The sequence below is a fragment of the Roseateles sp. P5_E4 genome, assembly GCF_054049255.1.
Genome location: NZ_JBFUMS010000002.1, coordinates 201,636 through 214,930 on the forward strand (window position 1 = coordinate 201,636; position 13,295 = coordinate 214,930).

At 67.9% G+C, this 13,295-nt stretch carries 14 protein-coding genes; 11 read left to right on the forward strand and 3 right to left on the reverse strand.

The features are described from left to right. Positions 1-20: 20 nt before the first annotated feature. The 7 genes from ACXJLH_RS03695 (at position 21) to ACXJLH_RS03725 (ending at position 7,447) form a co-directional block, all read left to right on the forward strand. Positions 21-395 carry a hypothetical protein gene (locus ACXJLH_RS03695; protein WP_457320711.1) on the forward strand — a complete coding sequence of 125 codons (375 nt, stop codon included), beginning with the start codon at positions 21-23 and terminating at the stop codon, positions 393-395. A 116-nt stretch (positions 396-511) separates the two neighbouring features. Beyond that, positions 512-1,270 (forward strand): head GIN domain-containing protein, encoded by a 759-nt coding sequence (locus ACXJLH_RS03700; RefSeq protein ID WP_162247880.1) that lies wholly within the window; start codon positions 512-514, stop codon positions 1,268-1,270. 25 nt (positions 1,271-1,295) lie between these two features. Next, positions 1,296-2,012, forward strand: a complete 717-nt coding sequence (locus ACXJLH_RS03705) for an AzlC family ABC transporter permease (RefSeq protein ID WP_457442536.1) — start codon at positions 1,296-1,298, stop codon at positions 2,010-2,012. Positions 2,013-2,097: 85 nt separating this feature from the next. Next, positions 2,098-2,427: an AzlD domain-containing protein gene (locus ACXJLH_RS03710; protein ID WP_457442537.1), complete on the forward strand. Its 330-nt coding sequence runs from the start codon at positions 2,098-2,100 to the stop codon at positions 2,425-2,427. Positions 2,428-2,494: 67 nt separating this feature from the next. Next, positions 2,495-3,688 (forward strand): phosphoglycerate kinase, encoded by a 1,194-nt coding sequence (locus ACXJLH_RS03715; protein WP_056205208.1) that lies wholly within the window; start codon positions 2,495-2,497, stop codon positions 3,686-3,688. 89 nt (positions 3,689-3,777) lie between these two features. Then, positions 3,778-5,034, forward strand: coding sequence for a GGDEF domain-containing protein (locus ACXJLH_RS03720; protein WP_457442538.1), 1,257 nt, complete (start codon positions 3,778-3,780; stop codon positions 5,032-5,034). Between the two features lie 76 nt (positions 5,035-5,110). Beyond that, positions 5,111-7,447 (forward strand): NADP-dependent malic enzyme, encoded by a 2,337-nt coding sequence (locus ACXJLH_RS03725; RefSeq protein WP_457442539.1) that lies wholly within the window; start codon positions 5,111-5,113, stop codon positions 7,445-7,447. On the opposite strand, the gene ACXJLH_RS03730 is transcribed toward ACXJLH_RS03725, so the two are convergent. Next, positions 7,380-8,321, reverse strand: a complete 942-nt coding sequence (locus ACXJLH_RS03730; protein ID WP_082533067.1) for a DMT family transporter — start codon at positions 8,319-8,321, stop codon at positions 7,380-7,382. The genes ACXJLH_RS03725 and ACXJLH_RS03730 overlap by 68 nt on opposite strands. A gap of 20 nt (positions 8,322-8,341) precedes the next feature. Between ACXJLH_RS03730 and ACXJLH_RS03735 the strand changes: the two genes are divergently transcribed. The 3 genes from ACXJLH_RS03735 to pyk all read left to right on the forward strand — a co-directional run bounded on the left by ACXJLH_RS03735 (position 8,342) and on the right by pyk (position 10,923). After that, positions 8,342-8,935, forward strand: a complete 594-nt coding sequence (locus ACXJLH_RS03735) for a helix-turn-helix domain-containing protein (RefSeq protein WP_457442540.1) — start codon at positions 8,342-8,344, stop codon at positions 8,933-8,935. Positions 8,936-8,951: 16 nt separating this feature from the next. Then, on the forward strand, positions 8,952-9,425 hold the full coding sequence (locus ACXJLH_RS03740) for a GNAT family N-acetyltransferase (RefSeq protein WP_457442541.1): 474 nt from the start codon (positions 8,952-8,954) through the stop codon (positions 9,423-9,425). Between the two features lie 67 nt (positions 9,426-9,492). Beyond that, positions 9,493-10,923 (forward strand): pyruvate kinase, encoded by a 1,431-nt coding sequence (gene pyk, locus ACXJLH_RS03745; RefSeq protein ID WP_457442542.1) that lies wholly within the window; start codon positions 9,493-9,495, stop codon positions 10,921-10,923. A gap of 5 nt (positions 10,924-10,928) precedes the next feature. Here pyk and ACXJLH_RS03750 read toward each other — a convergent pair whose 3' ends face one another. Beyond that, positions 10,929-11,363, reverse strand: coding sequence for a Cd(II)/Pb(II)-responsive transcriptional regulator (locus ACXJLH_RS03750; RefSeq protein ID WP_457442543.1), 435 nt, complete (start codon positions 11,361-11,363; stop codon positions 10,929-10,931). Positions 11,364-11,441: 78 nt separating this feature from the next. Here ACXJLH_RS03750 and ACXJLH_RS03755 point away from each other — a divergent pair, with 78 nt between their 5' ends. Continuing rightward, positions 11,442-12,074, forward strand: coding sequence for a cation transporter (locus ACXJLH_RS03755; RefSeq protein WP_457442544.1), 633 nt, complete (start codon positions 11,442-11,444; stop codon positions 12,072-12,074). On the opposite strand, the gene ACXJLH_RS03760 is transcribed toward ACXJLH_RS03755, so the two are convergent. After that, positions 12,046-13,293, reverse strand: coding sequence for an NRAMP family divalent metal transporter (locus tag ACXJLH_RS03760; RefSeq protein ID WP_056205184.1), 1,248 nt, complete (start codon positions 13,291-13,293; stop codon positions 12,046-12,048). The two genes, ACXJLH_RS03755 and ACXJLH_RS03760, sit on opposite strands and share 29 nt — an antisense overlap. Positions 13,294-13,295: the final 2 nt, after the last annotated feature.

Sequence of the window (13,295 nt, forward strand, 5' to 3'; positions counted from 1 at the left end):
GCCGGCCGATAGCTGAGCCCATGAAGCGCCTTCTTCTTGCCCTGCCCCTGCTCGCAGCCCTGTCGGCCTGCGAGCAGCTTGGCATCGACGACCCCGCCAAAGTGGCCGCTGCCAAGGAAGCCGAGGGCAAGGCCATCGGCAGCGCCTGCCGGCATGCGATGCGTGCCATCGAGGACTGCTACGTCCTCAACCCCAAGGCCCAGAAGGCCGCCGTCTACACCGGCTGGCGCGAGATGGACGAGTACATGCGCGAGAACAAGCTCGAGGGCGTCGCGCCCGTCGTGCCGCGCCCGGGCTCGGTCAAGCCGCCGGCCGACGAGCCTGAGGCCAAGCCGGTCGAGAAAGTCGCTGAAAAGGCGTCTGAAAAGGGCGGCGACAAGGCCAAGGGCCACTGATCCGGCACCTCCAGACGCATTTCGCCCCTTCTATCCCGCGCACTGTCGCCTGCCGCGGGCCCGTTGCGCAGCCGCTTGGCACCATGGGAACCATCAAAACCCCGATGGAGCCCGACATGAACACCTCCCGCCGTCTCTTTGCCCTCGGTCTCGTGGCCGCCGCCATGTTCAGCGGCTCCGCCCAGGCCTGGAGCTGGACCATCAACAGCGAGCGCGTCAACGGCAATGGCGACATCGCTACCGAGGCCCGCGACACGGGCGCCTTCGACGGTGTCGCGCTGACCGGCGGCTTCAACGTCGTCATTCGCCAGGGTTCGGGCAACAAGGTCGAGGTCAAGGCCGACCGCAACCTGCTGCCCCTGATCGAAACCCGCGTCGTCGACGGCAGCAAGGGCCGCACGCTGGAGATCTCGCCCAAAAAGGGCGTCAATGTGCACAGCTCGACCAACCCCAGCCTGACCATCGAGATGCCGGCCCTGCGCTCGATCGCTGTGGCCGGCTCCGGCACCGTCAAGGTCGAGGCCATGAAGACGGCCGGCGTCGACGCCTCCATCGCCGGCTCCGGCGACATCCGCTTCGCGGGCCTGGACGCCGAACGCCTGGGGATGAAGGTCAGCGGCAGTGGTGACATCGTCGCGGCCGGCCGCTGTGCCAGCGCCCAGGTGACCATCGCCGGCAGCGGCGACGTGAAGGCGGCCGACCTGGTGGCGGAAGACGTCAAGGTCAGCATCGCCGGTAGTGGCGACGCCCAGGTCAACGCGACCAAGCGCCTGAACGTGTCCATCGCCGGCTCGGGTGACGTGAAGTACGCGGGCTCGCCGGAGATTTCGTCCTCCGTCGCCGGCAGCGGCAAAGTCCGTCGCATCGGGCAGTGATTGAAGTGCCGCCGACAATGGCGGCATGAGTCTGACTTCCAGGTTGCGCGCGCTCGCGGCCGACCCCGATTTCCGCCACGGCGCGCGCGACATGGCCTCGCCCTCCCTGGGCCTGGCGGCCTGGGGCCTGGTGACCGGTGTGACCATGGTCAAGAGCGGGCTCAGCATCCCGCTCGCCATGGGCATGTCGCTGCTGGTGTTTGCCGGCAGCGCGCAGCTGACGGCCCTTCCGCTGATCGCCTCCGGCGCGCCGCTGTGGGTGCTGCTGGCCACAGCCTTCTGCGTCAACCTGCGCTTTGTCATCTTCAGCGCGCAATGGCGCAACTACTGGGGCCATCTGCCCAGGGCGCGCCGGCTGCTGAGCGGCTATGTCGCGGCCGACCTGAACTTCGTCTACTTCGTCAAGCGCTATCCGGACCCCGTGCCGGCACCGGGCCAGCAACGCTATTTCTGGGGTGGCGTGGCCGTCAACTGGCCGACCTGGCAGGCCTGCTCCTTCGCCGGCATCCTGCTGGCCGACCGCATCCCGCCGCATTGGGGCATTGGCTTCGCCGGCGTGCTGGCGCTGCTGGGGCTGTCCTATTCGCTGCTGACCGAGAAGGTGCTGTGGTGGGTGGCTGTGACGGCCGGCGCTGTGTCGATTGCCACCTATGCATTGCCGCTCAAGCTCAACATCCTGTGCGCCATCTTTGCGGCGGGCGCCGTAGGCTGGTGGCTGGACGCGCGAAAGGCCAGGGCATGAGCGCGCGCCGAACGCCGGGCCGTCCCAAGTCGGCGCGCATCCCCTCGGGGGATCGGTCGGCGTACTCGACGACCGAGGGGCGGACATGAGCGATGCGATGACCTGGGTGGCGCTGTTCGGTCTGGCCGGCATTTCCGTCCTGACGCGCGGTTTCTTCATGATCGGCGAGAAGCCCCTGCCCATTCCGGACTGGCTGCGCGAACTGCTCAAGGTCGCGCCGCTGGCGGCCCTGGTCGCGGTCGTCGCGCCCGAGATCTTCATGACGCAGGGCCAGCTCATCACGACCTGGCAGGATGCGCGCTGGCCCGCGGCGGTGGCCGCGACGGCCTACTACTTTTGGCGCAAGGGCATCCTGGGCACCATCCTCGTCGGCATGGCGGTCATGCTGCCGCTCAAGCTGGGCTTCGGCTGGTAACCGCGCCGGAACGGCGGGCGGCGAGAATCGCGGCAGTTTCGGTTTCTCATCAACTGCCCCGCCCACCATGAACGTCATCCGCTTCTCCGACCTGATCGCCGCCGGCAAGGTGGCCGGCCAGCGCGTCTTCATCCGCGCCGACCTCAACGTGCCGCAGGACGATACCGGCAAGATCACCGAGGACACCCGCATCCGCGCGTCGTTGCCGGCCATCAAGATGGCCCTGGACGCTGGCGCCGCCGTCATGGTCACATCCCACCTGGGCCGCCCGACCGAGGGTGAGTTCAAGCCTGAAGATTCGCTGGCGCCGGTGGCCGAGCGCATGGCCGAGCTGCTGGGCCGCCCGGTGCCGCTGCAGCGCGACTGGGTCGATGCCGTCTCCGTCGCGCCGGGCCAACTGGTGCTGCTGGAGAACTGCCGCGTCAACAAGGGCGAGAAGAAGTGCAGCGAGGAGCTGTCCAGGAAGCTGGCTGCCCTGTGCGACATCTTCGTGCACGACGCCTTCGGCACGGCCCACCGCGCCGAGGCCACCACCTACGGCATCGCCAAGTACGCCAAGATCGCTTGCGCCGGCCCGCTGCTGGCAGCCGAGATCGACGCCATCACCAAGGCCCTGGCCAACCCGCGCCGCCCGCTCGTCGCCATCGTTGCCGGCTCCAAGGTGTCGACCAAGCTGACCATCCTGCAAGCCCTCGCGAGCAAGGTCGACGGCCTCATCGTCGGCGGCGGCATCGCCAACACCTTCATGCTGGCCGCAGGCCTGAAGATCGGCAAGTCGCTGGCCGAGCCGGATCTGATCGATCAGGCCAAGTCCGTCATCGATGCGATGGCTGCGCGCGGCGCCGACGTGCCCATCCCCGAAGACGTCGTGACGGCCAAGACCTTCTCCGCTGGTGCCACGGCGGCGGTCAAGGCGGCCACCGACGTGGAGGACGACGACCTCATCCTCGACATCGGCCCCAAGACGGCCGCCAAGCTGGCCGAGAAGCTCAAGGCCGCCGGCACCATCGTCTGGAACGGCCCGGTCGGCGTGTTCGAGTTCCCGGCCTTCGCCCATGGCACGGAAGCCATCGCCCGCGCCATCGCCGAGAGCGTCGCCTTCAGCATTGCCGGTGGCGGCGACACGCTGGCTGCGATTGCCAAGTACGGCATCGAGAAGGACGTGGGCTACATCTCCACGGGCGGCGGTGCCTTCCTGGAGGTGCTGGAAGGCAAGACGCTGCCGGCCTTCAAGATCCTGGCCGAGCGCGCAGCGGGCTGATACAAGTCCGCCGCTGGGGGCGGTCATGATTTCACGTTCAGCGTCGGCCGCCCCCACCGCCCGGCGTTACCGGCCGACACAATTGCCGGATGGTTTTGCGCTGGCTCCTCGCCCTGCTCGTCGTCACGACGCTGCTCGGCCTTTATGCCAACGAGTATTGGATGACTCGCCACCTCGTGCTCGATGGGCGCGGCGCGGGTCAGCATCTGGAAATCGTCGACGACCGCAGCAGCGGCGGCAAGAGTGAAGCCAGGCTGGACGCGCCTGCCGGCGGCCCGGTGGGCATGCGCTGCGACATCCGCCCCGGCTACGAGTGGCCCTACTGCGAATTGCAATTCGAGATGAAGGGCCGGGCCCTGGATCTGCGCAATTTCAGCCATATCCGCCTATGGCTGCACGCGGAGGGCCCATCGCTGGACCATCAGGCGCCACAGGTGCGCGTCTTCCTGCGCAATGCCAACCCGGCCTATACCAAGCCGGGTGACGCCGAAAGCCTCAAGCCCCAGGAGGTCACCTTCGCGCCCGGCGCCCAGCCCCAGCCGTTGGAAGTGCGGCTGTCGCAGTTCGCCGTCAGCTCGTGGTGGGCCCAGACACATCAACTGCCCGTATCCCTGGTGGGCCCGGAGATGGACAGCATCCGCGTCATCAGTTTCAGTACCAGCGGCCAGGTGGCGCCGGGCCAGCACCTGATCCGCGTCGACCGCGCCGAGCTCGTCGGTGACTGGGTCGCTCCCGAGACCTTCCGCCTCGGCCTGGTTGGCCTGTGGATGTTCAGCCTGCTGGGCTATCTGGTCTGGGAAAGCTGGACGGTGCACGGGCGCCTGCGCTTGTCGATGAAACGCTCGCGAGCGCTCGAGAAGATGGCCTTGCGCGACCCGCTGACCCGTGTGGCCAACCGCGATGGCCTCAACCGTGCACTGGACCTGCTGCTGCAAGTGCAGGGCGACATGAGCTTCCCGCTGTCGGTCGTCTTCGTCGACGCCGACCACTTCAAGCGCGTCAACGACGAGCATGGCCACGAGGTCGGCGACCAGGTCTTGGTGCTGCTGGCCCGCACGCTGCGGGCCAACCTGCCGCGCGACGACCTGCTGGCCCGCTGGGGTGGCGAAGAGTTCGTCATCGTCATGCCGCAGACGCCGGCCGATGAGGCCGTGGCCGTGGCCGAGCGGCTGCGCCAGGTGCTGGCGCGCGTCGAGTGGCCAGCCGGATTGAAGGTCACTGCGAGTTGGGGCGTCGCCCAGGCCGCGGCGGCGGCGGATGTCGAGGCTGCGTTGCGCGAGGCCGACCAGGCCATGTACCGCGCCAAGCATGAAGGCCGCGACCGGGTGATATCGGCTTCGGCATAGATCGCCAAAAAACCTGCATCGGCGGGGGCTGAAACGCGGCGTAACCTTGAGGGTTCCTCCCTGGAGAGTCACCCTCATGGAAAAGAACAACGCTCCCTTGTCGCCTGCCGAAGCTGCGCTGCGCGAAGCCGCTCTGGACTATCACCGCAGCCCGACGCGCGGCAAGATTTCGGTCACGCCGACCAAGGCGCTGTCCAACCAACGCGACCTGTCGCTGGCCTACTCCCCGGGCGTGGCCTATCCCTGCCTCGACATCGAACGCGACCCGTCGCTGGCGGCCGACTTCACGTCGCGCGGCAACCTGGTGGGCGTCATCACCAACGGCACCGCCGTGCTGGGCCTGGGCGACATCGGTCCGCTCGCCGCCAAGCCCGTCATGGAAGGCAAGGGCTGCCTGTTCAAGAAGTTCGCCGGCATCGATGTGTTCGACATCGAGCTCGCCGAGCGCGACCCGGACAAGCTGATCGACATCATCGCGGCCATGGAGCCGACGCTGGGCGGCATCAACCTCGAGGACATCAAGGCGCCCGAGTGCTTCTACATCGAGCGCGAGCTGTCCAAGCGCATGAACATCCCCGTCTTCCACGACGACCAGCACGGCACGGCCATCATCTCGTCGGCGGCGCTGCTCAACGGCCTGGAGCTGGTGGGCAAGGACATCGCCAAGGTCAAGGTCGCCGTGTCGGGCGCGGGGGCCGCGGCCATCGCCTGCCTGGACGTCATGGTGGGCCTGGGCGTGAAGCGCGACAACGTCTTCGTCTGCGACTCGCGCGGTGTCATCCAGTCCGAACGTGAAGACGCGAAGGCCGGCAAGCTGGACGAGTCCAAACAGCGCTATTGCCAGATCACGGCGGCGCGCACACTGGCCGATGTGGTCGATGGCGCCGACGTCTTCCTCGGCTGCTCGGCCGCCGGGGTGCTGACGGCCGACATGGTCAAGACCATGGCCAGTCAGCCCATCATCCTGGCGCTGGCCAACCCCGAGCCGGAGATCCGCCCCGAGTTGGCCAAGGCCGTGCGGCCGGACTGCATCATGGCCACGGGCCGCAGCGACTACCCCAACCAGGTCAACAACGTCCTGTGCTTCCCCTACATCTTCCGCGGCGCGCTGGACTGCGGCGCGACCAAGATCACCGAAGGCATGAAGCTCGCCTGCGTGCGCGAGATCGCGGCGCTGGCCAAGGCCGAGACAAGTGACGAAGTGGCCGCGGCTTATGCCGGCCAGGAACTGGCTTTTGGCCCGGAATATCTGATCCCCAAGCCGTTTGACGCACGGCTGATCCTGCGCATCGCGCCGGCGGTTGCAGCGGCTGCGGCGGCCGACGGCGTGGCCACGCGGCCGGTGACAGACCTCGTCGCCTACCGCCAGTCGCTGGAGCGCTTTGTCTACCAGACCGGCATGTTCATGCGCCCCGTGTTCGCCACCGCGAAGGCCGAGTGCGCACGCGTCATCTATGCCGAGGGTGAGGACGAGCGCGTGCTGCGTGCCGTGCAGGTGGCCCTGGACGAGGGCCTGTGCAAGCCGACGCTGATCGGCCGACCGGCAGTGCTCAAGGCGCGCATCGAGCGCGCCGGCCTGCGGCTGAAGCTGGGTGAAGACGTTGCCGTCATCGACCCCGAGGACGACCCGCGCTTCCGGCAGTACTGGGAGGCCTACTACGCCCGCATGAAGCGCAACGGCTTCACGCCCGAGATGGCCAAGTCCGCCGTGCGGCGCTCCAACACGGCGATCGGTGCGCTGGCCATCGAGCTGGGCGACGCCGACGCGATGATCTGCGGCATGGTCGGCCGCTTCGACCGCCACCTGGAGCAGGTGCGCGACCTCGTCGGCCTTCGCGAAGGCGTGCGCCAGTTCGCCGCGATGAACGCGCTGATCCTGGAGCAGATGACGCTCTTCATCACCGATACCTTCGTCAACGACGACCCGAGCGCCGAGGAGCTGGCCGACATCGCCGCGATGGCTGCCGAGGAGGTGAGCCGCTTTGGCCTGCCGCCCAAGCTGGCTTTCGTCAGCCATTCGATGTTTGGCTCCAGCACGCGGCCGTCGGCCGTCAAGATGCGCCGCGCCCACGAGCTGTTCTCGGCCGCCCACCCTGAAGTCGAATGCGACGGTGAAATGCATGGCGACGCGGCCCTTTCCGAGAGCGTGCGCCAGGCCTTTCTGCCCGACAGCAAGCTCAAGGGCGCTGCCAACCTGCTGGTGCTGCCGACGCTGGATGCGGCCAACATCCTCTTCAACGTGCTGAAGATCAGCGCCAGTCACGGCGTCACGGTCGGCCCCATCCTGCTGGGCGCCGCAGCCCCCGTGCACATCCTGACGCCCTCCGCGACGGTGCGCCGCATCGTCAACATGACGGCTCTGGCGGTTGCGGACGTGCGGGAAGCCCGCGAGGCCCGTTCAGCGCAGGGCTGAACTGCGCCAGCGCCACACCGGCGAGGATGACGCCGGCGCCGAGCAGCTTGGGCGCGCTGAACTGCTCACCGCCCCACAGCCACGCGATGAGGCCGGCCACCAGCGGCATCAGGTAGATCAGCGGCGCGGTGCGGGCCACGCCGCGCTTCTCGTTGGCCCAGCCCCAGGCCAGCCAGCCCAGGAAGCCGCCGCCGATGACCTGCCAGGCCAGGCCCGGCCATACCCATGTGGGCTGCGTCGCCCAGTCCAAGGACACCAGTGCCGGCGAGCACCACAGCAGCATCGGCAGCGTGCACACCAGGCTGCCATAACCCAGCACCGTCACACCGCCGTGGTGCTGGATCAGCGGCTTGCTCGCCACCGTGTAGTAGCTGAAGAGAGCGGCGGCGGCCAGCAGGGTCAGGTCGCCCAGGCCGGCCTGCCAGTCGGCGGCGAGCAGCTTGTCCGATGTGAAAACCAATGCGCCCGTGGCCGCCATCGCCACGCCGACGACCTGGCCCGCGGAGAGTTTCTCCACGCCGGTTGCGCGCAGGATCAGCAGTGTGAACACCGGCCCGCAGGCCAGCAGCACGCTGGCGCTGAAGGCAGTGGAGCCCTGCATGCCGTAGGCCGACAGCAACAGGTGCAGGCCTTGGCCGATCAGCGTCAATCGCACCAGCGGCCAGACTTCGCCGCGGTCCAGTCGCGGCCAGCGCATGCCGAAACGCCAGCACAGCAGGGCCACGGCGCAGAAGGGCATCAGCAGATAGCGCAGCCCCAGGAAACCGGTCGGGCCGACCTGGTTGAACAAGGCCTTGGACAGCGGGAAATTGACCCCCCAGGTCAGCACGACGGCCATAGCGGCGATCAATGGAGCGAGCTGGCGGTCCTTCATCTCGGCTAGCATATTCCCATATGAGAGAAGAATTCTCTGAATTGAACGAAGAGGGGCAGTTCGAGCGTCAACTGGCCGAGCGGCTGGCTGCGCTGCGCACGGCCGCCGGCTGGTCGCTGGATGAGCTGGCTTTGAAAAGCGGCGTCAGCCGCGCGACGCTGAGCCGGCTGGAGCGCGCCGAGACCAGCCCGACGGCGACGCTGCTGTCGCGCCTGGCCCGCGCTTACGGCTTGCCGCTGAGCCGCCTGCTCGCCGAAGCCGAGGCCCTGCCCGTGCGCCTGCTGCGCGCCGCCGACCAGCCACGCTGGCACGACGTGCAGAGCGGCTTCGAGCGACTGATGCGCTGTCCGCCCCTGGCCGGCTTCGCGACCGAGGTCATCGAGGGCCGTCTCGCGCCCGGCGCCGAGCTGGCCTACGACGAGCCCACCGTCGCGCGCCTGGAACACCACCTGTGCCTGCTGGAAGGCCGGCTGCGGCTGACTCTGCAGGGGCAGGTCTTCGAGCTGGGCGCTGGCGACTCGATCAGCTTTCGCTGCCTTGGGCGCAGCGTTTTCACCAACCCCGGGGCCGAATCAGCGCGCTATCTGCTCGCGATGACGGTGCCTTCCCTGTAACTGGTATCCAACAACCATGAGTTCCGAACTGCCCGCCCGCCTTGCGCCGCTGGACCCCGGTCACCCCGATGCGCAGCGTCTGATCGCGCTGTCCGAGGCCTATATGGGCGCGCTCTATCCCAGCGAGAGCAACCACTTCGAGCCCGCCGATGGCCTGCGCCCACCGCAGGGCAGCTTCTACGGGCTGTGGCGTGGCGAGCAGCTCGTCGGCTGCGGCGGCGTCAAGCACTTCGACGCGGACGGCTATGGAGAGATCAAGCGTCTTTTCGTGCTGGATAGCGAGCGTGGCCGTGGCGTCGCCCGGCAGCTGATGGCGCAGTTAGAGGCCGAGCTGACCGAACGCGGCCTGCGGATCGCGCGGCTGGAGACCGGTATCCACCAGCCCGAGGCCCTGGCGTTGTACCGGCGTCTGGGCTACTCGGAGCGCGGGCCCTTCGGCGGCTACACGCCTGATCCATTGAGCTCCTTCTTCGAGAAGGTGTTGGGTTGAAACACGACGAAACTCGCGCGAGGCTTGGCGGACCATAATTCCGCGCCTTCCAAGAATCGAGACAGCCATGACCCGCGCCACCAAGATCGTCGCCACCCTCGGCCCTGCTTCCAACACGCCGGAGATCCTGGAGAAGATGATCCGCGCCGGCGTCGACGTCGTGCGGCTGAACTTCTCCCACGGCAAGGCGCAGGACCATATCGACCGCGCGACCATGGTCCGGGAAGCCGCGCAACGTGTCGGCAAGTCGGTGGCCATCATGGCCGACCTGCAGGGCCCCAAGATCCGCGTCGGCAAGTTCGAGGGCGGCAAGATCGAGCTGATCCCCGGCGCGCCCTTCATCCTGGACGCCGACCGCACCGAGCTGGGCAACCAGGACATCGCCAGCCTCGACTACAAGGAACTGCCGCGTGACGTGAAGCCCGGCGACACGTTGCTGCTCAACGACGGCCTGCTGGTGCTGACCGTCGAGTCCGTGCGCGGCGCGCAGGTCCACACCATCGTCAAGCTCGGCGGCGAGCTGTCCAACAACAAGGGCATCAACAAGCAGGGCGGCGGTCTGACGGCGCCGGCACTGACCGCCAAGGACATGGACGACATCAAGACCGCGATGTCCTTCCAGTGCGAATACCTGGCCGTCAGCTTCCCCAAGAACGCGACCGACATGGAAATGGCGCGCCAGCTGGCCAATGTGGCTGGCGAGGCCTATCGCCACAAGCCGGCCATGATCGCCAAGATCGAACGCTACGAGGCCATCCCCCACCTCGAGGCCATCCTAAAGGCCAGCGACGGCATCATGGTCGCGCGTGGCGACCTGGCCGTGGAAGTGGGCAACGCGGCCGTGCCGGCGCTGCAAAAGCGCATGATCAAGTTGGCCCGCGAGCTGGACAAGGTGTCCATCACGGCCACGCAGATGATGGAGTCCATGATCGTCAACCCGGTGCCCACGCGCGCCGAGGTCAGCGACGTGGCCAACGCCGTGCTGGACGGCACCGACGCCGTCATGCTGTCCGCCGAGACGGCCGCCGGCAAATACCCGATCGAGACCGTCGAGCAGATGGCCAACATCGCGCTGGAAGCCGAGCGTGCCGAGTTCGTCAGCCTGGACACCGACTTTGCCGGCCGCCAGTTCGGCCGCATCGACCAGTCCATCGCCATGGGCGCGCTGTTCACGGCCTATCACCTCGGCTGCAAGGCCATCTTGGCCCTGACCGAGTCCGGCTCGACGGCACTGTGGATGAGCCGCCACCGCATCCAGGTGCCCATCTTCGGCCTGACGACCCAGCCGGTCAGCCAGCGCAAGATGGCGCTGTACCGCAATGTGCTGCCGCTGTTGATGCCCAAGTTCGAGGACCGCGACGTGGCCCTGGCCGCCGCAGAAAAGATCCTCGTCGAGCGCGGTGTGCTGATGCCCGGCGACACCTATGCCATCACCTGCGGGGAGCCGATGGGCTACCCGGGTGGCACCAATATGCTGAAGGTGTGTCGAGTCGGCTGATCGGCCTAGTGGCTGTGGCCGACGTGGCTCTTGGCCGGTAGCTCGGCCCCGGGCTCTGCCAGGCCTTCAAGGATGGCGCAGGCCGGCTCGTCGCCCTGGCAGCGTGCCCGCAGCGCGCGCAATTCCTTCTCCAGTTCCTGCAGCGCCGCGATGCGTGCGCTGACGTGGCCGATGTGCGCGTCCAGCAGCGCATGCACACCTGCTCCGTTGGCGCCACCGTGCCCGTCGCCCTGCAGCGCCAGCAGCGCCCGCACCTCAGCCAGGTTCATGTCCAGCGAGCGGCAGCGGCGGATGAAGTGCAGGCGCTCGACATCAGGCGGGCCATAGACGCGGTATCCAGCATCCGTGCGCGGTGGCGGCGCCAGCAGGCCCTCGCGCTCATAGTGGCGGATGGTGTCGACCTTTGTTCCGGTCAGGCGGCTGAGTTCTCCGATACGCATCTCACGATTCTCGGCTTGACTCTGGTGTGGCTCCAGGGTTTGCAATGGTGGCAGTTTTCAGCCAAGGTCTTCTCCGCCATGAGCCACGCCTGCCACCACCATCACGATGAACCCAGCCCCGGCAATTCGCCGGCCTACCGCCGCGTGCTGTGGGCGGCACTGCTGATCAATGCGGCCATGGCCGTCGTCGAGATCACGACCGGCTGGCGCGCCGGGTCGCTGTCGCTGTGGGCCGATGCGCTGGATTTCATCGGCGACGCAGCCAACTATGGCGCGTCGCTGGCCGTGCTGTCGGCCGGGCTGCTGTGGCGGGCGCGGCTGGCCTGGGTCAAGGGTTGGGCGATGGCGGTGTTCGGCGTTGGTGTGCTGGCCCGCGCGGCCTGGGCCGCCTGGGCGGGCGAGCCACCGCAGGCCGCGACCATGGGTATCGTCGGCACGCTGGCCCTGCTGGCCAATGTGGGTGTGGCCGCGATGCTCTATGCCTGGCGCGAAGGCGACGCCAACATGCGCGCGGTCTGGCTGTGCAGTCGCAACGACGCGCTGGGCAATGTGGCCGTCGTGGCCGCCGCCGGTGGCGTGGCGCTGACCGGCCAGGCCTGGCCCGACTTGCTGGTGGCCGTCATCATGGCCGGCCTCGCCTTGCATTCGTCGCGCGTGGTGCTGCGCCACGCGCGTGAAGAACTCAGACCAGCGCCAGTGCCAGTGCGGTAAGCGCCATCACGCCGGTGGCAGCCCAGCCCATGCGGCGCAGCCTGGGGCCGATGACATGCTCGCCCATGACGGATTCGCGCGTGGCCAGCACCATCATCGCGGCCATGATGGGCACAGCGCTGATGCCATTGAACACCGCCGACCAGAACAGCGCCTTGACCGGGTCCAGCGGCGCGAAGCACAGGGCCACGCCGCCCAGGGTCGCGACGGCGATGACGCTGTAGAAGCCGCGTCCCTCGCCGCGTTCGAGCTTGAGGCTCAGGCTGTCGCGCCAGCCGGCCACCTCGGCCACCGCGTAGGCCGCCGAGCCAGCCAGCACCGGCACGGCCAGCATGCCCGTGCCGATGATGCCCAGGCTGAACAGCAGCGCCGCATGCTCGCCCGCGATCGGCCGCAGCGCCTCGATGGCCTGGGCCGAAGTCTGGATGTCGTGCACGCCGGCGGCATGCAGCGTCACGGCCGTGGACAGCATGATGCAAAAGGCGATGAGGTTGGAAAAACCCATGCCGACATGCGTGTCCAGCTTGATGCGGCGCAGATGGCGCTTCACGTCGGCTGGCTTGCAGGGGCGGCCTGCGCAGTCCTCGACCTCCTGGCCCGCCTGCCAGAAAAACAGATAGGGGCTGATCGTCGTGCCGAACAGCGCCACCAGCATCAGCACCGTGTCACGGTTCCATTTCAGCTCGGGCCGTATCGTGTGCAGCAACACCTCGCCCCAGTCCAGGCCCAGCACGATGACCACGCCGACATAGGCCAGCAGTGCCAGCGTCAGCCACTTCAGCCAGCGCACATAGCTCTGGTAGGCGAGGAAGACCTGCATCAGCACGCTGACCACGCCGAAGGCGATCGCGTAGATCAGCGCCGGGCCGCCCACCAGCATGTGCAGCGCGCTGGACATGGCGGCGATGTCGGCGGCGATGTTCAGCGTGTTGGCTGCCAGCAGCAGGCCCACCAGCGCCAGCAGCACAGGGCGCGGGAACGTGCGCTTCATGTTGGCCGCCAGGCCGCGGCCGGATACATAGCCGATGCGGGCGCTGACGATCTGGATCGCGGCCATCAGCGGCAGGGTGAAGACGACGCTCCACAACATGCCGTAGCCGAACTGCGCGCCGGCCTGGGAGTAGGTGGCAATGCCGCTCGGGTCGTCGTCCGCCGCGCCGGTGATCAGCCCAGGGCCGAGCTCATGGAAAGGCCGACGAAGACGGGCAAGGAGAGTCATGG